The organism is Rhodococcus sp. 14-2496-1d, assembly GCF_002259365.1.
Lineage (GTDB): Bacteria > Actinomycetota > Actinomycetes > Mycobacteriales > Mycobacteriaceae > Rhodococcoides.
Window position 1 is genome coordinate 33,398 of sequence record NZ_NPFV01000023.1, and the last position, 25,195, is coordinate 58,592.

The 25,195-nt window shown below is 63.9% G+C and carries 24 protein-coding genes and 1 pseudogene; 13 read left to right on the top strand and 12 right to left on the bottom strand.

The genetic code is table 11. From position 1 onward, the window contains the following. Positions 1–137: 137 nt before the first annotated feature. On the top strand, positions 138–608 hold the full coding sequence (locus CH296_RS29565) for a PASTA domain-containing protein (RefSeq protein WP_230596718.1): 471 nt from the start codon (positions 138–140) through the stop codon (positions 606–608). A gap of 1 nt (position 609) precedes the next feature. On the opposite strand, the gene CH296_RS17650 is transcribed toward CH296_RS29565, so the two are convergent. Continuing rightward, on the bottom strand, positions 610–1,149 hold the full coding sequence (locus CH296_RS17650) for a DUF2231 domain-containing protein (protein WP_094647117.1): 540 nt from the start codon (positions 1,147–1,149) through the stop codon (positions 610–612). Between the two features lie 89 nt (positions 1,150–1,238). On the opposite strand from CH296_RS17650, the gene CH296_RS17655 reads away from it, so the two are divergent. Beyond that, on the top strand, positions 1,239–2,735 hold the full coding sequence (locus tag CH296_RS17655) for an acyl-CoA synthetase (RefSeq protein ID WP_094629314.1): 1,497 nt from the start codon (positions 1,239–1,241) through the stop codon (positions 2,733–2,735). 7 nt (positions 2,736–2,742) lie between these two features. On the opposite strand, the gene CH296_RS29570 is transcribed toward CH296_RS17655, so the two are convergent. The 3 genes and pseudogenes from CH296_RS29570 to CH296_RS29580 form a co-directional block, all read right to left on the bottom strand. Then, complete coding sequence (locus tag CH296_RS29570; RefSeq protein ID WP_256980486.1) at positions 2,743–4,524, bottom strand: HNH endonuclease signature motif containing protein; 1,782 nt, start codon at positions 4,522–4,524, stop codon at positions 2,743–2,745. 46 nt (positions 4,525–4,570) lie between these two features. After that, positions 4,571–4,822 (bottom strand): DUF3253 domain-containing protein, encoded by a 252-nt coding sequence (locus tag CH296_RS29575; RefSeq protein ID WP_230596743.1) that lies wholly within the window; start codon positions 4,820–4,822, stop codon positions 4,571–4,573. Between the two features lie 15 nt (positions 4,823–4,837). Beyond that, positions 4,838–5,005, bottom strand: a pseudogene (locus CH296_RS29580) (DUF2256 domain-containing protein); the annotation flags it as partial. Here CH296_RS29580 and CH296_RS17675 point away from each other — a divergent pair. Continuing rightward, positions 4,989–5,555, top strand: coding sequence for a peptide deformylase (locus CH296_RS17675; protein WP_094685334.1), 567 nt, complete (start codon positions 4,989–4,991; stop codon positions 5,553–5,555). The pseudogene CH296_RS29580 and the gene CH296_RS17675 sit on opposite strands and share 17 nt — an antisense overlap. A 13-nt stretch (positions 5,556–5,568) precedes the next feature. Here the strand turns inward: CH296_RS17675 and CH296_RS17680 are convergent, their stop codons facing one another. After that, positions 5,569–6,009 (bottom strand): hypothetical protein, encoded by a 441-nt coding sequence (locus CH296_RS17680; RefSeq protein WP_094685335.1) that lies wholly within the window; start codon positions 6,007–6,009, stop codon positions 5,569–5,571. Further along, positions 6,009–6,341, bottom strand: coding sequence for a hypothetical protein (locus CH296_RS17685; protein WP_094685336.1), 333 nt, complete (start codon positions 6,339–6,341; stop codon positions 6,009–6,011). Before CH296_RS17685 ends, CH296_RS17680 begins: the two co-directional genes overlap by 1 nt. Positions 6,342–6,450: 109 nt before the next feature. Between CH296_RS17685 and CH296_RS17690 the strand changes: the two genes are divergently transcribed. Together CH296_RS17690 and CH296_RS17695 are read left to right on the top strand one after the other, a co-directional pair. After that, positions 6,451–6,864, top strand: coding sequence for a hypothetical protein (locus CH296_RS17690; RefSeq protein ID WP_094685345.1), 414 nt, complete (start codon positions 6,451–6,453; stop codon positions 6,862–6,864). Positions 6,865–7,006: 142 nt separating this feature from the next. Further along, entirely contained in the window at positions 7,007–8,275 is a 1,269-nt protein-coding gene (locus CH296_RS17695) for a DUF4185 domain-containing protein (protein WP_094685346.1), read from the top strand. On the opposite strand, the gene CH296_RS17700 is transcribed toward CH296_RS17695, so the two are convergent. Further along, positions 8,208–8,870, bottom strand: coding sequence for a hypothetical protein (locus CH296_RS17700; RefSeq protein WP_094685337.1), 663 nt, complete (start codon positions 8,868–8,870; stop codon positions 8,208–8,210). The genes CH296_RS17695 and CH296_RS17700 overlap by 68 nt on opposite strands. Continuing rightward, positions 8,867–9,823, bottom strand: coding sequence for a hypothetical protein (locus CH296_RS29585; RefSeq protein WP_230596719.1), 957 nt, complete (start codon positions 9,821–9,823; stop codon positions 8,867–8,869). Before CH296_RS29585 ends, CH296_RS17700 begins: the two co-directional genes overlap by 4 nt. 320 nt (positions 9,824–10,143) lie before the next feature. Here CH296_RS29585 and CH296_RS17710 point away from each other — a divergent pair, with 320 nt between their 5' ends. The 6 genes from CH296_RS17710 to CH296_RS17735 all read left to right on the top strand — a co-directional run bounded on the left by CH296_RS17710 (position 10,144) and on the right by CH296_RS17735 (position 17,802). Beyond that, on the top strand, positions 10,144–11,124 hold the full coding sequence (locus CH296_RS17710; RefSeq protein ID WP_032394960.1) for an ABC transporter permease: 981 nt from the start codon (positions 10,144–10,146) through the stop codon (positions 11,122–11,124). A gap of 31 nt (positions 11,125–11,155) precedes the next feature. Beyond that, the gene (locus tag CH296_RS17715; protein WP_045199361.1) at positions 11,156–12,076 is read left to right on the top strand and encodes an ABC transporter permease; all 921 of its coding nucleotides are present in this window, start codon (positions 11,156–11,158) and stop codon (positions 12,074–12,076) included. Continuing rightward, positions 12,069–13,970, top strand: coding sequence for an ABC transporter ATP-binding protein (locus CH296_RS17720; RefSeq protein ID WP_094685338.1), 1,902 nt, complete (start codon positions 12,069–12,071; stop codon positions 13,968–13,970). Before CH296_RS17715 ends, CH296_RS17720 begins: the two co-directional genes overlap by 8 nt. A 37-nt stretch (positions 13,971–14,007) precedes the next feature. Further along, positions 14,008–15,696 (top strand): ABC transporter family substrate-binding protein, encoded by a 1,689-nt coding sequence (locus tag CH296_RS17725; protein WP_143546374.1) that lies wholly within the window; start codon positions 14,008–14,010, stop codon positions 15,694–15,696. Between the two features lie 212 nt (positions 15,697–15,908). Then, complete coding sequence (locus CH296_RS17730; RefSeq protein WP_179277755.1) at positions 15,909–16,349, top strand: hypothetical protein; 441 nt, start codon at positions 15,909–15,911, stop codon at positions 16,347–16,349. 94 nt (positions 16,350–16,443) lie between these two features. After that, positions 16,444–17,802, top strand: coding sequence for an acetamidase/formamidase family protein (locus CH296_RS17735; RefSeq protein WP_094685341.1), 1,359 nt, complete (start codon positions 16,444–16,446; stop codon positions 17,800–17,802). A 73-nt stretch (positions 17,803–17,875) separates the two neighbouring features. Here CH296_RS17735 and CH296_RS17740 read toward each other — a convergent pair whose 3' ends face one another. Beyond that, positions 17,876–18,493 (bottom strand): TetR/AcrR family transcriptional regulator, encoded by a 618-nt coding sequence (locus CH296_RS17740; protein WP_032394963.1) that lies wholly within the window; start codon positions 18,491–18,493, stop codon positions 17,876–17,878. An 85-nt stretch (positions 18,494–18,578) separates the two neighbouring features. Between CH296_RS17740 and CH296_RS17745 the strand changes: the two genes are divergently transcribed. After that, on the top strand, positions 18,579–19,931 hold the full coding sequence (locus tag CH296_RS17745) for a cytochrome P450 (protein WP_032394964.1): 1,353 nt from the start codon (positions 18,579–18,581) through the stop codon (positions 19,929–19,931). Here the strand turns inward: CH296_RS17745 and CH296_RS17750 are convergent. The 3 genes from CH296_RS17750 to CH296_RS17760 all read right to left on the bottom strand — a co-directional run bounded on the left by CH296_RS17750 (position 19,928) and on the right by CH296_RS17760 (position 22,591). Further along, on the bottom strand, positions 19,928–20,797 hold the full coding sequence (locus CH296_RS17750; protein WP_094685342.1) for an alpha/beta fold hydrolase: 870 nt from the start codon (positions 20,795–20,797) through the stop codon (positions 19,928–19,930). The genes CH296_RS17745 and CH296_RS17750 overlap by 4 nt on opposite strands. A gap of 47 nt (positions 20,798–20,844) precedes the next feature. Next, the gene (locus CH296_RS17755; RefSeq protein ID WP_094647130.1) at positions 20,845–21,141 is read right to left on the bottom strand and encodes an antibiotic biosynthesis monooxygenase; all 297 of its coding nucleotides are present in this window, start codon (positions 21,139–21,141) and stop codon (positions 20,845–20,847) included. A 73-nt stretch (positions 21,142–21,214) separates the two neighbouring features. Beyond that, entirely contained in the window at positions 21,215–22,591 is a 1,377-nt protein-coding gene (locus tag CH296_RS17760; protein WP_094685343.1) for an NAD-dependent succinate-semialdehyde dehydrogenase, read from the bottom strand. 239 nt (positions 22,592–22,830) lie between these two features. Between CH296_RS17760 and CH296_RS17765 the strand changes: the two genes are divergently transcribed. Next, complete coding sequence (locus CH296_RS17765) at positions 22,831–25,068, top strand: NADP-dependent isocitrate dehydrogenase (protein ID WP_032394973.1); 2,238 nt, start codon at positions 22,831–22,833, stop codon at positions 25,066–25,068. Positions 25,069–25,195: the final 127 nt, after the last annotated feature.

Below are 25,195 nucleotides of genomic sequence, written 5' to 3' on the forward strand. Positions count from 1 at the left end.
TTCGTCCGGGGCCGACGCAGTCTACCGTACGCCGTACGGAAATGCCGTTCATGCTTCCGCAGTAACAGACTTACCGGTCTGGCGATCTCACATGGGCGCCGATTGCATCAGGCCATCGGTCGTGTCGAAAGGTATTCATGACCAGTAGTAGTCGTTTCCGCGTGCGGTCGGCCATCGTGCTCGCCCTCCCGGCGATCGTCCTCGCGGGCTGCGGATCGCAGGACTCCACCGAGCCCGAAGTCCGCACCGAAGTCCGGACTGTGACCGTCGAGGCAACGGCAACCCCACCGACGATCGCGCCGACGTCGATCGACAGGATCGTCCTTCCGGACACCACTGCGCCCGAGCCGTCCACATCGGAACCGGCCGCGCCGGTCCTCGTTGCCATGCCTCCGGTCGTATGCATGAATTTGCAGTCCGCGCAGAATGCGATCCAGGCAGCCGGGGTCTTCTACTCCCGCAGCGCCGATGCCTCCGGCGAAGGTCGGATGCAGGTCAACGACTCGAACTGGATTGTCGTGGCGCAGGATCCGCCCGCAGGGACGCTGATCGGTGAGGGAGATGCTCTGCTGTCCGCGGTGAAAATCGGTGAGCCGAACAACTGCTGATCTAGCGGCGAAGGCTGTGCTTGCCCGCTGGAGCCGGTTTCTGCTCGGTCGAGCTGTACGCGAGGTGGCCGCCGATGAGACCGCCGACGCTCGCTGTGGCGAGACCGGCTGCAGCCAGGGCCTTGGCGATGCCATCGGTCTGTTTCCGGCGACGTAGGTAGGAGCCGAGAAAGAGGAAGACGCCGGTCGCGTTGGAGGCCGCGTGGATGATCCCGACTCGTCGCTGGCGGGTGTTCATCGTCGACCAGTCGGCCCATCCGGTGGCGATGGCGGCCGGCGCGGACACGAGCCCGATGGAGATCACAAGCTTGCTTGCTCTCGACTGGTGATTCAGCAGGTCCAGAGCAACGGCGCTGGTCCAGCTGCCGATGGTGACGTTGACCAGAGCCGGGTGGATGGGGTGGCCGATCCACTGTCCGCGGAGCGCGCCGCCGACGGTGCTGTCGTCGAGTGCGGGCTCGAGGACGTCGTTGATCGCGTTGCTCGCTCCGTCGAGGAACGATGCCGATTCGAGGCTGTCGAGTGCTTGCTTGAGTGTCATACGTTGCCGCATGCCCCGCTGACGCTGCGCGAACCGTAAGGGCAGCCAAACACGGGACGAGATGCTTGGACGTCCTATAACGTCGGGTGATGAGCAGCGGAACACGAGTGAACACCGTCGACGGCGTCCTGCGGCGGTCGGCCGCTAAATTCCCCGACCGTCTCGCCGTGACATTCGAGGGACGCAGCCACACCTACGGAGAACTCGATACCGCCGTCACCCGCGCCGCCCGACGACTGATCGCGTTGGGGTTGAACAAGGGTGACCGCGTCGCGGCGTACGGCGTCAACTCGGATGCGTACGTTGTTGCGTTTCTCGCCTGTGCGCGAGCCGGATTGGTGCACGTTCCGATCAACTACGCGCTGGTGGGCGACGAATTGCAGTACTTGCTCGATCAGTCGGGCTCCCGCGTGGTGCTCGTGGATCCGGCTTTGACGGCCACCCTCGACTCCGTTCGTGCAGACCTGACGATCGAGCACGTGGTTTCTCTGCCCGATGTACTGGGCACGGACGGCGACGGCTCCGAACTCGAACCCGCCGCCGATTCGACCGACCTCGCTCAGTTGCTCTACACCTCCGGAACGACGTCGAAACCCAAGGGTGCGATGATGTCTCACGGAGCGCTCGTCGCGGAGTACGTCTCGTGCGTCATCGCGCTCGGGTTCACCCAGGACGACGATCCACTGCTCGTGATGCCGATGTACCACTCGGCGGGAATGCACGTGTTCATGCTGCCGTATCTGTCGGTGGGTGCCACGGTCCGCTTGATGCGCAGGCCGGACGTGCCGGAGATACTGCGCCGGATCGAAGAGGAGAAGATCAAGTCTCTGTTCCTGGCCCCGACGGTGTGGGTTCCGCTCGCCAATCACCCCGACCTGGCCACGCGTGACCTGTCGTCGCTGAAGAAGGCGCAGTACGGTTCGTCGATCATGCCTGTCACCGTTCTCACTCGGCTACGTGAGCGCTACCCGGACATCGAGTTCTACAACTGTTTCGGGCAGTCCGAAATCGGTCCACTGGCAACGGTATTGCAGCCCGAGGAGCACGAGGCACGGCCGGCGTCGTGCGGCCGTGCGGTGTTCTTCGTCGAGACCCGTGTCGTCGATGCCGACGGCAACGACGTGCCGGACGGCGAGCCCGGGGAGATTCTCTATCGTTCTCCTCAGCTGTGCGACGGCTACTGGGACAAGCCGGAGGCGACGGCAGATGCGTTCTCGGATGGGTGGTTTCATTCCGGTGACTTGGTGACACGCGACGCCGAGGGTTTCATCACCGTGGTCGACCGGATCAAGGACGTCATCAACACCGGCGGCATTCTCGTCGCGTCACGCGAGGTGGAGGATGCGATCTACACCCATCCGGCGGTCGCCGAGGTTGCGGTGATCGGGACGCCCGACGACAAGTGGATCGAAGCGGTGACGGCAGTCGTCGTGCTCAAGGACGGCAGTGCGCTGTCGTCGCAGGCGTTGATCGATTATGTGAAAGGTCGTATAGCGCCGTTCAAGGTGCCCAAGACCGTCACCTTCGTCGACGAATTGCCACGCAATCAGAGCGGAAAACTGCTCAAGCGTGAGCTGCGCGGTTGACCTGTCGTCAGGCTGCTCGTTGTTTTCGTCGGTGGTAGCTGGGGATGGGTTGGTGTGTGGGGTCGACGGATTCGGGTGGGATGGCGTAGGGGTGTCCGTCGTCGCCCATGAGTAGTTGCCAGTGGCCGTGGTGGACGAGGCGGTGGCATTCGCCGCAGACCAGCGCGAGGTTGTTGAGGTCGGTTCTGCCGCCGTGTTCCCAGAACTTCACGTGGTGGGCGTGGCACCACTGTGCGGGGCGGCCGCACATGACGCAGCATCGGTCGCGGATGGTCAGGGCGATGCGTTGGTCGTCGGTGGCGAGTCTGGTGGTGCGCCCGAGCGCGAGCGGGACGCCGTGGTGGTCGACGATCACCGGGGTGAGGTCTGCGTCGCAGGTGAGAAGTTCGGCGAGGGAGCGACTGATCGGACCGGTCCAGTCGAGGTGGAACGGCCAGTCCGCATCGCCAGGCTCGGGAACGGACTTCTCCCTCGCATCACTACCACCGGCAGCGTCACTACCGTCGGTGCTGCGACCGACACGACTCTCGGGAGAGTCACCGGTGCATGAACAGTCGCCGGCACCAGAACTCCCTCTGGCGCGTTGACCGCGGCCGGTGGCTCGATCGGGACCGGCGTCGGTGTCTTCGGTTCGTGAACCGCCGTCGATACCAGCACTCTCGCTGACGCGGTGACCGCCGTCAGCACCACCATCGGGACCGGCGTCGGCATTACTGGTTCGTGAGTTGCCGTGGGCACCAGCACTCTCGCTGGCGCGGTGGCCGCCGTCAGCACCGGTAGCGTGTGTTGTCGAACCCGTTGGTGCGCTGGCAGTTTCCTTGTTTCCGCGGTCGCTGAGCAGGTCGCGCAGCGGAACGATCAGGTGCACCGACGCCCGCGACCCACCCGCCGCACCGCGGCTGCCACCGCGTAGGTGCCGGTCGAGAATCCGATCGAGTGCATCGGCCCGGCGTTTCGACGGACTCCGCGGGTCGCGTTCCCCGCCCGGGCCCGGTTGCGGTGCGGTCAAAGTCGACAACACGGTGAGCAGCTTCTCGGCGAGGAGCCGGTCGACGTCGCCACCGAGCTGGAAGCGGCCACTGGCCAGCCGGTGAACATCGAACCGGTTCAGACCCGGGTTCTCCGACACCGGTACCGGCGGCGGCCCCGACGAAACAGGCTCGGGCCCAGCAGGTTCGGGCCCACCCGAACCACCGGCATCACCGGCATCACCGGAGCCACCGGCATCATTCGAACCACTGGTATCGGCTCGGCCCGCCTGCTCTTGCTCGCGCGCTCGTTCCTGCTCTAGTCGTTTCTTCTCGGCCTGCTCGTGTCGAGCTCGGGCGTCCTCTGCCGCGGAATGCGCGAGTGCCTGAGCACGGGAGCTGACCTGCCCGGCGGTGCCGCGCATCGCGGTCTCGAGCAGTTCCGCGACGACGGCGTCGCGGCGCTGCTCGTCGAGGGTGGGTTCGGCGACCACCACGGTGGCGTAGCCGTCGGCGATCGCCGAGGCGTGGCCGGCGTGGATGTCACCGCCGGCGAGGGCGTCGAGCACGTTCGGCCATTGGGTGAGCCACTGCCCGAGTTCCATCTGGCGGGTTGCGGATCCGTCGGTGATGCGAACCGACTTCGCGTACCAGCGGGTGACGGAGGAGTGCCCGAGTTTCATCGCCAAGCCACGCCGGTCGATCTCGGCGAGCAGTGCCAATCTCGATGCAGCCAAGGCGTTTTCGTGGAAAGACACGTCGGCGAGCTCGGAGACCAATTCCTGGTCCCCGAGCTCGAACACATCCCCCCATGTCTTCACCCCACGGAAGCTATACCCACCCACCGACACGTTTCTGCGACGCCGGTCAACGCTTCCAACGAATACGGATTGGGCCCTTCGCAGTCGAGGGATCGACCACGGATCCCTTCTGGGTGATCTCGACTTCTCCCGCGTCGACCATCCGGCGGGCGGCGCGGCGAACCGGTTCCATCAACTCCCGCCAACCGTCGTCGGACAGGGCACGTGCGACGTCGGAAGGGCAGATTGTGGAGTCGCGGGACCGGGCGTCGAGCAGGGTCCTGATCTTGTCTTCGAGTTCTTTGTCGGTGGTGCTCACCTTGTGCCGCCGGCAAGAGTCGCTGCAGTACTTGATGTCATCCCAGTTCTTCTCCCACTTCTTACGCCATTCGATTCGCCGCCCGCACGATGCGCAGACCTTGTCGGCGGGCTGCGCAGTGGAGGAGCGACGAGAATGAGCCATGCTTCGACAGTAACCTCGTTGCATGGCGATTCGACCCATTCTCGTTGCCGGTGACCCGCGGCTGACGACGGTCGCCGAACCCGTCACCGTGTTCGACGCCGAGTTGGCGGCGTTCGTGAAGGACCTGTTCGAGACCAACACCGCGGCGCACGGGGCCGGACTCGCTGCCAACCAGGTCGGCGACCCGCGTGCAGTGTTCGTCTACGACCTCAGGGACGGCGGGGTCCGTCACCGCGGGCACGTGGTCAACCCAGTGCTCGAGACGTCGGCGATCCCGGAGACGATGCCGGACCCCGGAGACGGTGAAGGGTGTCTGTCGGTACCGGGGGAGCGGTACCCGACCGGCCGCGCGGACTGGGCCCGCGTGACCGGTGTCGATGTGGAGAACGCTCCCGTCTCGGTCGAGGGCCACGGTTACCTGGCTCGGTGTCTGCAGCACGAGTCCGACCATCTGGCCGGTCACCTGTACCTCGACCGCCTGATCGGCCGCAATCAGCGTGCTGCGAAGAAGATGATCAAGGCACGAGGATGGGTCCGCCCCGGCAACAGTTGGCTGCCCGGGTCCGATGCGGACCCGTTCGGCTGGTGAATCGAACCGGCGATCAACACGCGCCGGTGAGTGCGCATGCCGCTGCGCGTTCCAGCGTCCAACGGCCCTCGGAGACAACGAAACCGATCGAGGACACTCGCCCGACGGGAGTGCCGCTCGCCTCCACCCGTCCGGGTGCTACGGCGTCGACGCGGTCGAACGTCACGTCCGACATGACCCCGCCGCTGTCGAACAACGCTGCGTTCTCCTCGAGTGTGCCTTCGAGCGCGTCGGCGCGGTCGGACCGCTCTGCGGTCCAGTCGAAAACGGTACGGAAGATGGCGGTCGCTTCCTCCTGGGTAGGGATGGCTGTGGGCGCGACGGAGGGAGGAGGGGGCGGGAACGACGACGGCGCAACGTTTACCGCGGCGTCGATGCCCGGCTCGGGTTTCGTTGCGGCACAACCGGTAAGCATGACCAGAGTCAGTCCGCAGAGCACACGGCCGACGATCATCAGAACGGGTTGTAGACGTAGAGCATCCGGTAGTCCCACTCCGAGGATCCGGCCGGGATTCGGATCTCCGTCAGCACCCGGCCGTTCTGGGAGCACGAACCGCGGGCGTGAAACGACCAACAATCGATCTGCCGACTCGTGCCGAACGGGCTGACGATCAACGATCTTGTGCTCGCCGCGCCGTATGCCGCAGGGTCGAAGGCGCTGACGAAACTCGAGGTGGAGTCCTTGGGCCCGAACGGGTTGTCGTCGGGAGCGGCGGAGGCTGTCGGCGCGACGAGCACTGCGCCGCCGATCGCCAGCGCGACTCCGGCGAGGATCTTCTTCGGCAATGGTGGCTCCGTTCGTTTCGAGCACGACTACTCAGTGCTCGTGGGATCGGCCGCAACCGACCGCGCGTTACGAACCGGCTCCTTCCTCGAACGCGGCACACTGGAGTCCATGACAGCACTCGAAGCGCCCATCGTTGCCCAGCGGCTCGGCCGTCGTCTCGCAATGTGGGGCGGTGGAAGTGTGCTCGTCGGAACGGTGTTGGCGTTGCGCGGGTCGTCGCCTGCCCGGCGGGCGTTCGGGTTGCAGACGGCGGGGTGGGGTGCGATCGATCTGGCGATCGCGGGTGTAGGCGCGCTGAGCTCGAAGCCTCCGACTGCCGCGAGTTTGAGCCGGCTGCTGTGGATCAATGCCGGTCTCGATGTCCTCTACGTCGCGACCGGCGCGCACATCGCCGTCAGAAAGCCTCGGTTCGGCGGCCGGATCACCGCTGACCAGGCGCTGGGCCACGGCTCTGCCGTCATCGTGCAGGGCGCTGCGCTTCTCGCATTGGACACGACACACGCCCGCATGATTGCCGGCTAATCACACGAGTGTCATTCTCGCCGTAGGCAATTTGTCAAGCACCAACACGCCTCATTTGTTGCGCGATCAGTAGATTTGCGTAACACTCGTCCCATCAGTCACATCAGTATCGTGGGTCACACGGGAAACGGTGGGTTCGTCCATGCGTGTACGTAGTCGGCAGATTGCTGTCGGGGCTGTCCTGGCACTGGCAGTGAGCGGACTCAGCGCTCTGACCGCGCCCACCGTGTCGGCCGAACCGTGCGGTGGGCTCGGTGGGCCGGGCTCGTCTCCGCTGTTCGGGTCGTCGGGTAGCGCCGGGATGTCGGGCAAGAACCCGCAAGGCCCTCAGGGGCCGCTTCCTCGGATCACCGGCAACACCCAAAGCATCGCCTGGGTCACCGGTCCGCAGAGCGTGAACAACACCTACAACGACCTCGCGATGTCCGGCACCGACCTCGGAATCAGTTGGGACAACGGGGCCGGCCAGATCCTGATGGCGTTCGGTGACACCTTCGGAGACTGCTCCTCCGGCAATGCGCAGTGGCGCAGCAACGCGCTCTTCCGGTCGGACAAGGCGTCGACGAATCTGGCGCAGGGAGTCGAGATCGGTCCAGCCGACCCCGCGGACAACACCTCCGGTGCCGTCGTGCGGGCCGGTAGTCCCAACTATGCAGCCGAGATCATCTCCAGCGCAAAGCTGCCCAGCGTCGAGGACACCACGATTCCCACGGCGGCCATAGCGATCGGCAACACCCAGTACATCAACTACATGTCGGTGCAGAGCTGGGGCAGCCCCGGGCGCTGGATCACGAACTACTCGGCGACGGCGAAATCCACTGACAACGGTCAGAATTGGTCGACCGACCCCAAGACGATCCGCGTCAACAAGGGTGTCACCATTCCGGGCTTCACCAACGTCCACGAAAGCCAGGGCAAGTTCCAGCAGAGCGCCTACGTGCTGGGTCGAGACAGCAAGTACCTGTATCAGTTCGGCACACCCAACGGACGATTCGGCGATGCCTTCGTCTCACGGGTGGCACCGAGCGAGATCGAGAACCTCGACGCGTACGAGTACTCGACGCAGGATCCGGATCCGGCGAAGCAGTGGTCGAAGAACATCGGCGACACCGTTGCGATCGTCAAGGGCCCGGTCAGCGAGATGTCGGTTGCATGGAACGACTACCTCGGCCGCTACGTGATGATGTACGGGGACGAGAACACTCGCACATTGGTCGCTCGCACTGCCGACAATCCCGAGGGGCCCTGGAGTGCGCCGAGGACCATCCTCGATGCCAATCAGACCGCCGGCGGAATCTATGCGCCGTTCATTCACCCGATGTCGAGCGGAAAAGACCTGTACTTCACCGCTTCTCGGTGGTCGGACTACAACGTGTTGCTGTTGAAGACGAATCTCGACGCGCTGAAGTGATCTCCGCGGAGCGTTCGATCGCCGCCTGCAGGTAGGCATCCACCTCGAGATCTTCCGGGGCGGAAAGTAATCCGCGCCGGATCGTCGAGAGGTATCTGCTCGACGGTTCGCCGGGCTCTCGGGCGATCGAACTTGTCAGCGTGAACGCGGGTCGTCCGTCGATGTCCGGAAGACGGAGTAGTGCATCGTATTTCCCACGGAAGCTCTCACCTTCGCGATCCACTGCCAGCTGCGACCATTGTCCGATGGCAAGTGTCTCCGTCGCCCCGACATCGATGGACGCGACGACGTTCTCGACGGCAGCCAGGTGAGCGAACTGGACGCCGTCGAGTAGATAGCCATGTGCTACAGACCGATTCGCGGCATCTGCCGTCGTCGAGACGAACGCGGACGCTCCGGTCCAGCGCCGCGAGACTCCGGCGAAGTACAGCGGATAGTCGATCCACAGCCATTTTTCCCCTGCAGGCAACGCTGTCGAGGGTGCCGGTGGGTGCGCACCGAATTCGGAGCTTTCGTCGGACCCCGTCAGGTAGCTGAAAAACCTCTCGCGCAGGAGATTCGACCCGTACGAGACGTACCAGAGCCGACCGGTCACTCGGTCTCGAACAGCTGCCGGTATGCCTCGGCGAGCAGGTCGGCCGCGAGGTCGTGGTTGTGTGACGCTGCACCCGTCGAGTTGCCGGATCGCATCAGCCTGGCGTTGAGGCCGTAGGCGAGGTCGTCGAACGTGTCGTCGTCGATCCCGAGGTCGACGTCCACGTCTTCTTCCAGCAGCGCGCCGAGGTCGATCGACCACGACCACACTCGTTCGTCCCGGTAGGGTCCGCGCCCGGCGCTGACGGTCTCGTTGGAGACCTCGAGTTGCTCGTCGGTCCGGTCGCGCGGAACGTTGGTGTTGATGCGCAGGTCGAGTTCGATCGTGTCGTCGTCGTGCACGATCTCGTCGACGCGCAGCGTCTCGAAGCCGCCGCACGTCAGCGTCAGCAAGCGCCGAGGCCCGGTGTCGACGTGTTCGTCGGACAGGGCGGCGATCTGCCACAGGTACTTCGCGGTGTTCGCCGGGTCGGGGATCGAAGAGTTGATGTAGTCGGCCACGATGCTGCGGATGGCCGGGTATGCGATGTGGTCGGACAGTTCCCAGAACTGCTTGCGCGCCTTGCCGACAGACGTGTCGAGCAATGTCGCCCGCTTGGCCCTTTCCTTCGGCAGCGCAGATTTCGCGCTCGGAACGTCGCCCAGGGAGGCCGGCTCCGAGGGGCGTTCACGTAGACGGGTCAGGTGCGACACGAGATCTCGCAACTGCTCGAGCTGATCGGCAGTCCCGGCTGCGAAGTCGAGTGCTTCGATGTCGGTCCACGCGTCGAGGTCGGCGATGAACTGTGCCGCGACCGAGTCGGAGTACCCGACGTAGGCCTCGTTGTCGGCGAAGTGCAGAACGTAGAGCCCGGCTCGGTGTTCCTTGGCCGCGAAGACCGTGGCGATGGATCCGGCGTCGGTGACGTCGTATCGCTCGAAGGTGAATCCGTCGGATGTGGAAGCTGTCGGCATGGCTGTGAATCTACCGATGTGAGTCGAAAGCACCTATTTTCGGCCGTGTCCGCAATGTCGGGAATTCGTTCCAGAAACCAATGATTTAGGTGAACCTTCGTAAACTGGATGCTCAGACTTGTTCTGGCACCGCGTGTTCCGCATTGTCCGATGTACCGGAAGTACTTCCGCTACCGTGAACGAAAGTTGAATTCGTGGTGCTATCTTGTGGAATGTCTGTTTCCATCGCTAACGAAACAAGCAGGTAACACGCGGTGTGAACAATGCCGAGAGCAGTGCCATCGGGCACGGCCGTGGTGCTCGATGGAAGGTGGTTGCGCGTGGGCGGTTATCTTGCGCGGAGGTTGCTGAACTACGTCGTCCTGCTGCTCATTGCGACGTTTCTGACCTACCTTCTGGCGTCGCTCACGTTCGATCCGCTGTCCAATCTCCTCAGTCGCAACCCGCCGCCGTCGAGCGCTGTACTCGACGCGAAACGCGCGGCGCTGCATCTCGACGACAACCCCGTGTTGCGCTACCTGAAGTGGCTGTGGGCTGTGCTTCATGGTGACTTCGGTCAGACCATCGCGGCCGGCTCCGTCAACGACGAGTTGTGGCGACGCATTCTCGTCTCGCTGCGTTTGGTGGTGCTCGGCACCGTCCTCGGCGCGGTACTGGGAACACTCGTAGGTGCGTACGGTGCCGTCCGGCAGTACAAGATCTTCGATCACGTCGCCACTGTCGTGACGTTCATCCTCATCAGCACCCCGATCCTGGTTCTGGCACCGGTACTCAAATACCTTGCTGTGCAGGTCAATCAGAGCACCGGTAGCCAGTTCTTCCAATACACCGGTGAGACGTCGACAACGCTCGCTCCCGGTCTGATGAACGAAATCATCGACCGTGCTCAGCATTTGCTGTTGCCGACCGTTGTCCTGATGTTGTTCACCATCGGTGGTTACAGCCGCTACATGCGTAGTTCCATGCTCGACGAACTGAACATGGACTACATCCGTACGGCCCGCGGCAAGGGCCTCACCCGCGGCCGCGCGATATTCAAGCATGGCTTTCGAACTGCATTGATCCCGATGGCGACGCTCTTCGCGTTCGGGATGGGCGCGGTGATCACCGGCGCGACCTTCACCGAGCGAGTTTTCGGGTGGTACGGCATGGGGGACTGGCTGATCTACGGCATCACCAGTCAGGACATCAACATCACGCTCGCGGTCTCGCTGTTCACCGCGCTTTCGGTCCTCGTCTCCGGAATGTTGACCGACATCTTCACGGCCGCATTGGATCCGCGCGTTCGCTACGCGGACTGACCCACCACTTCGAGTAAGGAAAGGATCGGCGATGGCGACACCTGTGGTTCCCGAGATCGCTGCGGTCGAGGGCCCGAGCGACTCGACGGCTCCGATCACACGCAGGCGCTTGGTGCTGCGCCGGTTCCTGCGCAACCGGCCTGCGTTGGTGGGCATCGTGGTGTTGCTGGCGATGTTCGTCGGCGCATTCGTACTCCCGCACTTCATTCCCTTCACCTACGAGGAACTCGACGCGTACGCGCTCAACTCGCCCCCGACCACACGACACTGGTTCGGCACCAACCAGATCGGGCAGGATGTTCTGGCTCAGACGCTGCGTGGCCTGCAGAAGTCGCTGATCATCGGCATGCTCGTCGCGCTCATTTCCACGGTGCTTGCCGGCGTCGTCGGCGCGGTGGCGGGGTACTTCGGCGGTTGGACCGACCGTGCGCTGATGTGGGTCGCCGATGTTCTGCTCGTCGTCCCGAGCTTCCTGGTCATCGCTATCTGCTCGCCGCTGTTCCGCGACAAGAGCTTCTTCATCCTGGTGTTGCTGCTCGCGGCGTTCGCGTGGATGATCACCTCCCGCATCATCCGTGCGATGACGCGGTCGTTGCGTGAGCGCGAATTCATTCGTGCCGCCAAGTACATGGGTGCGACGCCGACGAGTGTCATCGGGAAGCACGTGCTGCCCTCGATGGCGTCGATCCTCATCGTCGACGTCACGCTCAACGTGGGTATCGCCATCATCGGTGAGGCGTCGCTGAGCTACTTCGGTTTCGGTGTCCAGCGGCCCGACGTCTCGCTCGGAACCCTGATCGCGGACGGTACGTCGTCCGCGTTGACGTATCCGTGGCTGTTCGCGTTCTGCTGTGGCGCACTGGTATTGATCGTGCTGGCAACGAACTTCGTCGGCGACGGCCTGCGCGACGCATTCGATCCGAACTCGACGAGGGGACAGGCACGTGGCTGAGACTGTGCCGGTGTTGAAGGTCAGCGGACTCGAAGTCAGCTTCCCGAGTGAGGAAGGCCGCGTCACCGCGGTCCGCGGACTGGACTATCAGGTCGACAAGGGCGAGGTCATGGCCATCGTCGGCGAATCCGGCTCCGGTAAGTCGGTGTCGTCCCTGGCCGTTATGGGGTTGCTTCCGCAGACCGCACGGGTCACCGGGTCCATCGAGCTGAACGGCCGTCAGCTACTCGGACTGTCCGACCGTGAGATGTCCCGTGAGCGTGGGCGTTCGGTGGCGATGATCTCGCAGGACCCATTGACTGCGCTGACGCCCATCTACCGGATCGGTGATCAGATAGCCGAGGCGATCTCGGTACACAACCCGTCACTGAGCAAGGTGAAGGTCCAGGAGCGGACCTTGGAATTGCTCGATCTGGTCGGCATCGCCGATCCGAAAACACGGGCCAAGTCGTATCCGCACGAGTTCTCCGGCGGTATGCGGCAACGCGTCGTCATCGCGATGGCCATCGCCAACGATCCCGACCTCATCATCGCCGACGAGCCGACCACGGCACTCGACGTGACGATCCAAGCGCAGATCCTCGACCTGCTGCGCACGGCCCGTGACGTCACCGGAGCGGGCGTCGTGTTCATCACCCACGACCTGGGAGTCGTTGCCGGCGTGGCCGATCGGGCCATGGTCATGTACGCCGGGCGCGCCGTCGAAACTGCTCCAGTGGACGAGCTGTACGCGCACCCGTCCATGCCCTACACCGTGGGCTTGCTCGGCTCGGTCCCTCGCCCGGATCGTCCCGCGCAGGAGCGCCTGGTGCCCATCGAGGGCACGCCGCCCGCTCTGGTGAATCTCCCTACGGGCTGCCCATTCGGGCCCCGATGCCCGCTGCACACGGAGGCCTGCGACAAAGGCGAACCACCGTTGATTCAGGTTGCCCCGAATCACAGCGCGGCGTGCATCCGTATCGATGCGGCGACGGCCGAGTCGGTGGAGGCGGAGTTCGAGGGTGCCCCGAGGTCGGAGGCACCGGCCGAATTGGTGGTGACCGTACCGAAGGATGCTCCGGTGTTGTCGGTGACCGATCTGCACAAGAGCTACCCCATGTTCAAGGGTTCGGTACTGCGTCGACGCGCGGGCGAAGTGCCTGCGGTGCAGGGCATCAGCTTCGATGTCCACGCAGGGTCCACCTTGGCGATCGTCGGCGAATCGGGCTGCGGCAAGTCGACGACCCTGCTCGAGATCATGGAGTTCGTGAAGCCGCAGCAGGGCTCGATCAGAATCAACGGAGTCGAGCCTTACGGCCTGAGCCGAGCCGAGCAACGAAAGCTGCGCGCGCACATCCAGATCGTGTTCCAGGACCCGATGGGCTCGCTCGATCCGCGAATGCCGGTGGGAGAGATCATCGCCGAGCCGTTGAAGATCAACGGCGTGCCGGTCGACGAGCGCACCCGCCGGGTTCGGGAACTGATGGACACCGTCGGAATGCGTCCCGAGCTCGCCGATCGGTATCCCACCCAGTTCTCCGGCGGGCAGCGTCAACGTGTCGGCATTGCACGGGCTTTGGCGCTCAAACCGTCGATCCTGGTGCTCGACGAGCCGGTGTCCGCGCTCGACGTGTCGATCCAGGCGGGTGTGCTGAACCTGCTCCAGGATCTGCAGGAGGAGCTCGGTCTGGCGTATCTGTTCGTCTCGCACGACCTGTCGGTGGTGCGTCATCTTGCCGACGAAGTAGCGGTGATGCGCAACGGGGTGTTCGTGGAGAAGGGCCCGACGGCGCAGATCTTCGACGCACCCGAGGACCCGTACACACGGGCACTCCTGAAAGCCATCCCCATCCCCGATCCGATGCTCCAACGAGCCCGAATCGCCGAGGCCGCACAGCTGGCCGACGCCATCTGACCTTGCAGGTTACGTGCACACTGAGAAAGGTGAATTGATGAGAGCCAAGCTATTTCGGGCACTGGTCCCGATCGCGGTGGCCGTGACCACCGTCGGACTGGTGGCGGGGTGCAGCTCCGGCGACACCGGGCCCAACGCCGATGCGCCTGCATCGTTCGAGAGCGGAGCGCAGATAAACCCGCATCCGATCACCGATTTGCAGCAGGGCGGGAACATGAACTTCCCGCTCACGCAGGTGACTGCCAATTACAACTACTACCAAATCGACGGCACAACGGTCGATACCTCGCGGTTCTACGCCGCGCTGATGCCGAGGTCGTTCACCGCCGCAGCCGACGCGAGTCTGACGGTGGACACGGACTTCTTCACCGACATCACCGAGTCGGAGGTCGACGGAAAGCAGGTCATCACCTACAACATCAATCCCGAGGCCAAGTGGAGCAGCGGGAGGTCGCTGGACTACACCGACCTCGTGGCAACGTGGACCGCGAACAGCGGGAAGGACCCGGCGTACGAGGCTTCATCCACGGCCGGGTACGACAAGGTCGAATCTGTCGTGCGCGGCGAGAACGACCAACAGGTGATTCTGACCTTCACGGAGAAGTTTGCCGACTGGCCATCGCTGTACTCCCCGCTGATGCCCGCAGAGTCGGTGAATACCGTCGACGCCTTCAACACGGGATCGGTGAGCACGATGCCTGCCACCGCAGGCCCGTTCCGTATCCGGACCATCGAGCCCGGGGGTAAACGCATGATTGCGGAGCGCAACCCTGATTGGTGGGGCGAAAACCCAGCGGTGCTCGACACCATCACGTTCCTGCCACTCGATTCGACGGCCTCCGTCGGCGCGTTGCAGAGTGGCGAGATCGATTACTACGAATTGGGCAGCAGCGCTGACGCATTCAAGGTCGCGCGGGGTATCCCGAACATCGACCTGCGGCAGAGCCTGGGCCCGCAGTACCGCCATTTCGATTTCAACGGCGCGCCCGGGCGCATCACGTCGGACAAGGCGGTCCGGTTGGCTCTGATGAAGGCGATCGACCGCGATTACCTGGCCACCTCGCAGCTCGGCCAGATCACCTCGAACCCGACGGTGCTGAACAACCACATTTTCGTCGACGGCCAGAAGGGTTACCAGGCGAACAACGGCGACGTCACGTTCGACCCGGAGAAGGCGAAGTCCGAACTCGAGGCCGCCGGATGGACGATGAACGGCGAGTTCCGCTCCAAGGACGGACAGCAACTCGATCTGCACGACATCATTCCGGCGGACACCCCGAACGCGACGCAGGAAGCGCAGATCATCCAGCAGAACCTCAAGGCTGTCGGCGCCAACCTCATCATCGACGCAGTGCCGTCCGACGACTTCTTCGAGAAGTACATCCTGGTCGGCGCATTCGATGTCACCCACTTCACCTGGGAGGGAACGCCGTACATCTCCAGCAGTGACGGCATCTTCCGCCTGACGCCCGGCAGTACGCTGCAGAATTACGGTCAGGTCGGGTCCGAGGAGATCAACGGACTGCTCGACACGGCGGCCGGCGAGCTCGACGACGACGCACGTATTGCCGACTACAACGAGGCAGACAAGGCGATCTGGGCGGAGGGGCACAGCCTCACGATGTTCCAGCGTCCGTCGACGTACGCGACCAAGTCGAATCTCGCGAACTTCGGCGCTCCGGGATTCGGTGACCTCGATATGTCGAAGGTCGGGTTCCTGAAATAGCTCACGGTCTCGGATATCCGGTCGGTGCCGCGGCAGCCACGTTGGTTGTCGCGGCATCGACCGTTGTCGTGATTGCACCTCTGAGTTTCTTCGTTGCGCTCGTCGTCCTCGTCTGGACGGGTTGGTCGGTGGCGTGCGCTCTCCTGTCCGGGCGATCAGCACAGACATCGACCGCCCGAACCACAGTGCGGCGAGTTCGGTTTCAGCACCGCATGCGGTCGCGCGGTTACCTGGAGGTCCACGAGAAAACAGGGCGGGCCTGGTACCCCGTCTACTTCCACACCGGGCTGCTGGCGATCGTTCCCGACGCCGCAGCGAGCGTGAGCAGGTCGATCCTCGGTCGGCGTGCTTTCGTCGCGGAACCGGGGATTCTCGCCGTGCCGTCGGGGCGGCGTCGCACGTCGTTACCTCCCGGCACACCCCTCGATGCCCCTCGCCTCAACGACGTCGATCTGCGTACGCGCAGTGAAAGATTCGGATCGCTACGACGCCGAATCATGCTCGACGCCCCTGCCACAGTGGCCGGCCCGTTCATCGGTCTGCTGTGGCTGGTCGTCGACGGCGGGGGATTCGCCGAGTTCGTAGCCGTCACCGTTCTGGCCGCGGTCACAGCGCTCTGGTGGTCGGCGATCGGTGGAAGCGATCCCAGCTGAGCCGTCCTGCCGAAGACTTCGTCCGACGCATGTTCGTAACTGCCGAGAAACACCCTCGGTCTACGTTCGAGATTCGGACAATTCAGGAGGCATCATGGCGCGGTCGATGGCGGAGCAGGCAGCGGAGACGATCACCAAGGGAATCGGTCGACGTGGATTCATCCAGGCGGTGGCGGCATTGGGCGCAGGCGTCGGAATTGCCGGAACGGCAGCGTGTTCGTCGTCGTCGTCGTCCACCGCCGCCGCGAGTTCGTCGGCACCTGCACCGGTCGGCATTCTTCAGCCCGGATCAGGCGACATCTCCGGCGATCACTATCTGAGTTCCGAAGTCGACAAGGTCCTGTGGGGGTACGTCCCGACGGTCGAGTCCGAGTCGGTGCTGCAGATGAAGTCCGGCGAGACGGTGACCATCGACGCGCTCAGCCACGAAGGAATTCTCGAAGATCAGGGTCGCGATCCCGTCGAATTCTTCGGCAGCAAGGGGGTATCGGAATCCGACGTGCTGCAGGACGCCATCGACATCGCCGGCGGATACGACCGCACGGTCCGCAACTTCGACGTCGACGGCCCTCATGTGGTGACGGGTCCGGTGTTCGTCGAAGGAGCGCAGCGCGGGGATGTACTCAAGATCGAGACGCTCGAGGCGATCCCACGCGTTCCGTACGGTGTGGTGTCGAGCAGGCACGGCAAGGGCTCCCTGGCGGTCACTGCGTCCGGTGAGGCTCCTGCGGGCATCAGCCTGGACGAGGTGATGCCTCCGATCGCGAGCGACGGCAGAACCTCGGGTGACCCGACGCAATACGGCAACATCTCCACGTTCACCGCCGTCGAGGACGGGCAGGGTGTGATGCGGTACGGCGATGCGGCCGTGCGCTTTCCGCTGCGTCCCTTCATGGGCATGATGGGTGTTGCCTTCGCCAGCGACCCGGGCCTGACATCACCGAATGCGAATTCGATTCCCCCGACGCTCGGCGGCGGCAACATCGATGTCGGCCTGCTCGGCGTCGGGTCGACGTTCTACCTCCCGGTGTTCGCAGAGGGTGCGTTGTTCTACGTCGGCGATCCGCACATGGCGATGGGCGACGGGGAGGTCGCGCTGACGGCGATGGAAGGTTCCCTGCGCGGCACCTTCCGCCTGACGGTGTGCAAGGCGGGCAGCGGGGATGCGCCGTCCGTCGCGTACTCGTATCCCTTTGCCGAGAACGAGGATTCATGGATTCCGATCGGCCTGTCCGATCCGGACGGTGCCGTCGGCGGTCAGAGTTCGGACCTGAACGCAGCCATGCGGCGCGCAGTGGTCAACGCGCTCGACTTCCTCGAGACCGACCTCGGCATGGACCGGGCGACGGCCTATGCCTACCTTTCCGCGGCCGCCAACTTCACCGTTTCGCAGGTGGTCGACAAGACGGTAGGCGTGCACGGCCAGATCTCGAAGGCGCACTTCGACCGATAGGAGTGCGCCTTCGGCGCAGTGGTGCGAACAAGTGCCCTCCACGGCACCTGAACACGCCACTGCCGAAGGCACCTCAGCGGTGCGCCGTCGCGATGAAATGACGTGTTGCGGCGTCGACGATGTCGGCGGGGGCGATGTCGATTTCGTCGTTCAACCACGCGATGACCAGTTCGGCGAGTCCGCCGATGAACAGCAGGCCGTTGATCTCGGATTGTGGTTGCGGCCAGGCCTGTTCGCCGAACAGCTCGCGTGACTGCTCGGCCACCAGATGGGCGAACGCGCGCATGGACTTTCGTCGATAATCCCGCAGCGAGTCGACGGCCAGTGACTCGATCATCGCGACGCGTCCCTTGCGGCGGTCGTCGGTGAGCACGCCGACGAACGCTGCGATGGCGTTGCGAACCTGTTCCTCGACGGTGGGGGCCGGGGAGTGCAACGCGTCCATAGCCGCTGCCCGGATCTCGTCGGATACCGACTCGACCACCTTCTCGAGCAAATCCTCTTTGCCGGAGAAGCTTTGGTAGAAGTAGCGCTCGGTCAGTTTCGCCTCCGCGCAGATCGCGGTCATGGTCGTGTTCTGGGCACCGGCCGTGGAGAACACTTCGAGTCCGGCTTCGAGCAACCGCGCGCGACGGTCGGCGGTGCGGTCGTCGGCACTCATGCCGTTGTACCTGCGCGTCGGGGAAGCCATGGGTAGATCTTGACAGAGGAAGCGGGTGTGACGCAGACTACATCTCATCTGACAGGACGCTCTGTCAGATTGACGGAGGTCGACAATGGCACGTGCTCTGGCTGCTCCACCTGCTGATTCAGCGCTCCAACCGGTATACGGTGACGGCGGCATACCCGTCGTGGGGCACACACTCGAATACATCCGAGACCCCCTGAAACTGCTCGGGAGTCGGTGGGAGAAGTACGGCGAGGTGTCGTGGCTGACGATGGCCGGGCAGAAGTGGATCACCGTTCTCGGTCCGGACGCATGCCAAGAGGTGTTGCAGAACGCCGACAAGGCGTTTGCGAACGGTGACGGCTGGTCCCTGCTGATCGGCCCGTTCTTCCACGGTGGGTTGATGCTGCTGGACTCCGACGAGCACCTGAAGCACCGACGAATCATGCAGCAGGCCTTCACGAGGGACCGGCTCACCAAATCCGTCGAGGCGTTGAATCCTGTCACCGCAACCGGTTTGGACGCGTGGCAGGGCGGGCGCGACGTCCAGGTCTACCCGGCGCTCAAAGCGCTGACCCTGGAGGTGGCGACGAGCATCTTCATGGGCGGTGCCGAGGGCAGCACCGAAGCCGAGATAGCCGAGCTCAACTCGAGTTTCGTGGCGTGCGTTCAGGCTGCGACGTCGATCGTGCGCTATCGAGTTCCGGGAACGCGGTGGAAGCGTGGCCTCGATGGCCGCGCCATGCTCGAGCAGTTCTTCCGGCGCTACCTTCCGTCGCGGCGTGCCACCGAAACCGACGACCTGTTCTCTGTCCTGTGCCACATCGAGGGGAACGACGGCGAGCGATTCTCCGACGAGGAAGTGATCGACCACATGATCTTCCTGCTGATGGCCGCCCACGACACGTCGACGATCACACTGTCGACGATGATGCAGTACCTCGGGCAACACCCCGAGTGGCAGGACAAGTGCCGCGCGGAGTCCGAGGCCCTCGGCACCGATGCGCCGACGCTCGCGCAACTCGACGAACTGCACAGTGTCGATCTGGTGATGAAGGAATGCCTGCGGTTGGTCTCGCCCACTCCGGTGGTGGCGCGACGCGCAGTCAAGGACACCGAGGTGCAGGGGAGGTTCGTACCCGCGGGGACGTACGCGTCGGTCGCGCCGCACTTCACGCACCACATGGAGCAGTACTGGCCGGAACCCGAGAAGTTCGACCCCGGCCGGTTCGCCGATGACCGCCGAGAGGACAAGGTGCACCGCTACGCGTGGGAGCCGTTCGGCGGCGGAGTGCACAAGTGCATCGGCATGTTCTTCGCGGGTGCCGAGATCAAGACGATCATGCACCACCTGCTGCTGCGATTCGATTGGTCGGTCGATCCCGATTACGTTGCGCCGCTGAACTTCACGTCGCTGCCCTTCCCGGAGGACGGGCAGCCCGTGCAGCTACGAAAGCGCTAGATCTTTCCGGCGCGGTCGGTGAGCCAGCCGATGATGTTCGCGGTGACCTCGTCCCGGTTCGTCTCGTTGAGAATCTCGTGGCGGGCACCGGGGTACAGAGTGACGGTCACGTCGCTCATGCCGGCCTGGCGGTACCGGGCAGCGAGGGTTTCGATCAACTGTCCGCCGTCGGCGAGCGGGTCGTCGGTTCCCGACGTGATCAGGAGTGGCAGGTCGGAGCGGATCTGCTCGAGGTTGTGTGGATCGGCGAGCTTGTCGGCCTCACCGAACAAGGCAGGGACCGTCGACTCGGGGAGGTCGAAGCCGCACAGCGGGTCAGCGACGTAGGCATCGACTTCGGCCTCGTCGCGCGAGAGCCACTCGTACCCGGTGCGGTGCTCGAAGGCGGCGTTGAAGACACTGAGGTCACCAGCTGGAGCGTCGGCCATGCCGGCGGCGAGGATGTCGAGCGTGGTCGAACCCGACAGCACCACGCCCTCGTAGAGATCCGAGCGCTCGATCAGAACATGCTGCGCGGCAAAGGATCCCATCGAATGTGCGAACAGGAACAGTGGCAGGTCCGGGTATTCGTTCAGCAACGATTCGCCGAGTTGCTCGATGTCGGCCCACAACCCGGCGAACGCGGCAGCCCCGAAGTCGCCCGGTGTGTCGACGATCGACTCTCCGTGGCCGCGATGATCGGAGGCGACGACGTGGAATCCGGCGTCGTTCAGAGCGGCGGCGAATCGGGCGTAGCGGCTGCCGTGTTCGGCGAGTCCGTGTGCGATCTGTACGACGCCGCGAGCCGGGTCGGCCGAGGTGGTCCACGTGTAGGTGCTGATCTCGATGTCGTCCTGCTTGGATACGAACGACGAAGCGTTGGCCACGACTATCTCCTCGAAACGGCGATGGGAACGAGACTCGAACCTATCTCCTATGCGTTCTCTATCGGGTCGAAATGCGAGACGACGGGGAACGGCTCGTAGAAGTGATGCAGCAGCGTCTTCCAGTCCTGGTACCGGTCTGACTTCCTGAAGCCCTCGGTGTGGTCTTCGAGGCGTTCCCATTCCACCAGCAGAAGATAGACATCGGGCTGCTCGATGCCCCGCGACAGTGTCAGATTCACGAACCCCGGCATCGAGGAAATGATCGACTTCGCGTCGGCGAAGGCGGCCTCGAAATCGTCGGTTCGGTGGGGAATGACATGCAGGAGGGCGTGTTCGATGATCATCGAGACAGTATGACCATGCTTCGAACGACGAAACTCCCCGGGCAGCGCGCCCGGGGAGCATCTACGGTGCCGCTTACTTCGCGGAGACGCGGACCAGTTTCTTGTTCACGAACTCGTCCATTCCCCACGGTCCCAGCTCACGGCCGACGCCGGAGCGCTTGACGCCGCCGAACGGCAGGCCCGGCAGGGTGGTGCCGTGCTCGTTGACGAAGGCCATACCGACCTCGAGCTGCTCGGCCACGTCGCGGGCCTTGTCCAGATCGGCGCTCCACACCGAGCCGCTCAGGCCGTAGGCGGAGGAGTTCGCCAATTCGATTGCCTGCTGCGGGCTTTCGACCTTGTAGATCACTGCGGCCGGTCCGAACAGCTCTTCGCTGTACGCACGCATGTCGGGGGTGACGTCGGCCAGCAGAGTGGGCTGCACGAATGCACCCGGTCCGTCGATCTTCTTGCCGCCGGTGAGCAGTGTCGCCCCCTTGGCGACGGCGTCGTCGATCTGCTCGATCAACGTGTCGGCCGCTGTCTGTGACGACAGTGGGCCGAGCGTGGTGTTCGCGTCCAGCGGGTCGCCGGTCTGCACGGCCTCGAACGAGGCGGTGAGCTTGGTGACGAAGTCGTCGTAGTGCTCCTCGGCGACGAGGATGCGCTTGGCGGCGTTGCAGGCCTGACCTGCGTTGGAGAGTCGCGCCCTGGTCGCGGACTCGACTGTTGCATCCATGTCGTCGGAGTCGAGCATGATGAACACGTCCGATCCGCCCAGTTCCAGGACGACCTTCTTGAGGTTGCGTCCTGCTGTTTCGGCGACGGACGTTCCGGCTCGCTCGCTACCGGTGAGCGAGACGCCCTGCACGCGTGGATCGGCGATCATGTCGGCGATCTGCTCGTTGGTCGCGAAGATGTTGATGTACGCGTCCTGGGGGAGTCCGGCCTGCTGGAAGATCTCCTCCATCAGCAGCGCCGACTGCGGGCAGTTGGGTGCGTGCTTGAGCAGAATCGTGTTGCCCACCATCAGGTTCGGGCCGGCGAACCGAGCCACCTGGTAGTAGGGGAAGTTCCACGGCATCACGCCGACGAGCGCGCCGACCGGCTTGCGCTGCAGCACAGTGTCTTCCGCACCGGGTACGTCGAGCTTCTCGTCCTCGAGCAGAGCGGGGCCGTTGTCGGCGTAGTAGCGGTAGATGTTCGACGACAGCTCCACCTCACCCTGGGATTCGGTGAGTGGCTTGCCCATTTCGAGTGAGATGGTCCTGGCCAGCTCGTCGGAGCGCTCGGTGTAGAGGTCGGCGACCTTGTGCAGAATTTCGGCGCGATGCTTCGGTGAGGTCTTGCGCCACGTCCGGAATCCGGCGTCTGCGTCGGCGAGCGCGCGCTCGACACCGGCCGAGTCGAGGGTTTCGAATTCCTTGACGGTTGTGCCGTCGGCGGGATTGACAGTCTTGTAGGTCGTCATGATTCGTTCAACGGTCGGGGAGGGGTCTGTTGTTCCAATTCGGGCAAACCGGATGCTCCGACGGTGGTCAGGGGCGGATCGAGGAACGCTGCGAAAACCTATGAGCGCCCTACTGGTCGGTAACTTGGAATCGCAGGTGGAGTGATACCCCACTGCCCGGCACAGCGGCCGGTTCAAAGATTAAAGTCGACGGTGGACGCATCCAAAAGACGACGTTGAAACTGAGGCAAAGGCGAAACATGACAGCGAAGAAGCCGACCATCATCTATACCCTGACCGACGAGGCGCCGATGTTGGCGACTCACGCGTTTCTGCCGGTCATACGTTCTTTCGCCAGCGCGGCCGAGATCAACGTCGAGTCGAGTGACATCTCCGTTGCCAACCGCATCCTCGCCGAGTTCCCCGATTACCTGAACGAAGACCAGCGAGTGACCGACAACCTCGCCGAGCTGGGCAAGCTGACTCAGCTGCCCGAGACCAACATCATCAAGCTGCCGAACATCAGCGCATCGGTGCCGCAGTTGCTCGCTGCCGTCAAGGAACTGCAGGACAAGGGCTACGCGATCCCCGACTTCCCCGGCAACCCGAAGACCGACGAAGAGCGCGAGATCCGCGACCGGTACACCAAGTGCCTCGGCAGCGCGGTCAATCCTGTTCTGCGTGAGGGTAACTCGGACCGCCGTGCACCCAAGGCGGTCAAGGAATTCGCCCGCAAGCACCCGCACTCCATGACCGAATGGTCGATGGCGTCACGTACCCACGTCGCGCACATGCGCGAGGGCGATTTCTACCACGGAGAGAAGTCGACGGTCGTCGACGGAGACCGTGAGATCAAGATGGAACTGCTGCCCGCGGACGGCGAGCCGATCGTGCTCAAGGAGAAGGTCTCGCTCACCGACGGTGACGTGATCGACTCGATGTTCATGAGCAAGAAGGCGCTCCTCGACTTCTACGAGGAGCAGATGCAGGACGCCTACGAGACCGGCGTCATGCTGTCCCTCCACGTGAAGGCCACGATGATGCGGGTATCGCACCCCATCGTGTTCGGCCACGCCGTTCGCGTGTTCTACAAGGACGCGTTCGCCAAGCACAACGAGATCTTCGAAGAGCTGGGCGTCAACGTCAACAACGGCCTGTCGGACCTGTACGCCAAGATCGAGACACTCCCGGCGTCCAAGCGTGACGAAATCATCGAAGACCTGCACAAGTGTCACGAGACCCGTCCGGAGTTGGCGATGGTCGACTCCGCGCGCGGTATCTCGAACTTCCACTCGCCCAGCGACGTGATCGTCGATGCCTCGATGCCCGCGATGATTCGCGCCGGCGGCAAGATGTGGGGAGCCGACGGTCGTCCCAAGGACACCAAGGCCGTCAACCCCGAGTCGACGTTCTCCCGGATCTACCAGGAGATGGTGAACTTCTGCAAGACCAACGGACAGTTCGATCCGACGACGATGGGCACCGTCCCCAACGTCGGCCTGATGGCGCAGAAGGCCGAAGAGTACGGCTCGCACGACAAGACCTTCGAGGTACCGAAGGCAGGCGTCGCCAACATCACCGATATCGCCACCGGCGAGGTACTGCTCACGCAGACCGTCGAAGAGGGCGACATCTGGCGTCTGTGCATCGTCAAGGACGCGCCGATCCAGGACTGGGTCAAGCTCGCCGTGACGCGCGCCCGTGAGTCCGGAATGCCGGTCGTCTTCTGGCTCGACCCGTACCGCCCGCACGAGAACGAGCTCATCGGCAAGGTGCGCACGTACCTGAAGGATCACGACACCGAGGGCCTCGACATCCAGATCATGTCGCAGGTTCGCGCAATCCGGTACACGATGGAGCGTCTGGTCCGCGGACTCGACACCATCTCCGCGACCGGCAACATTCTGCGCGACTACCTCACCGACCTGTTCCCGATCCTCGAGCTCGGCACCAGCGCCAAGATGCTCTCCATCGTTCCTCTGATGGCCGGCGGCGGACTGTACGAGACGGGTGCTGGTGGCTCGGCTCCCAAGCACGTCAAACAGCTCATCGAGGAGAACCACCTGCGCTGGGACTCGCTCGGCGAGTTCCTGGCTCTGGCAGTGAGCCTCGAAGACCTCGGCACCAAGACCGGCGACGTCAAGGCGACCATCCTCGCCAAGGCACTCGACGCCGCCACCGGCAAGCTGCTCGAGAACAGCAAGGGCCCGTCGCGCTCGACCGGTGAACTCGACAACCGCGGCAGCCAGTTCTACCTCGCCCTCTACTGGGCCGAGGAGTTGGCCGCACAGACCGAGGACACCGAACTGGCCAAGCACTTCGCCGCACTGGCGAAGACGCTGTCGGAGAACGAAGACAAGATCGTCTCCGAGCTCAACGAGGTCCAGGGCAAGGCAGTCGACATCGGCGGCTACTACTACCCGGACCCCGAAGCCACCGCTGCAGTGATGCGTCCGTCCAAGACCTTCAACGAGGCTCTGGAGTCGTTCAAGCTGTAGTTTCTCTGGCTCACCCCCCCATCGAATGAATGGTCCATTCACGCGCTCAGACGTTGTGAATGGACCATTCATTCGTATTGGGGTGGACCATCATTCGGTCCACCACCCACCCCGTTCGGACCCGGCA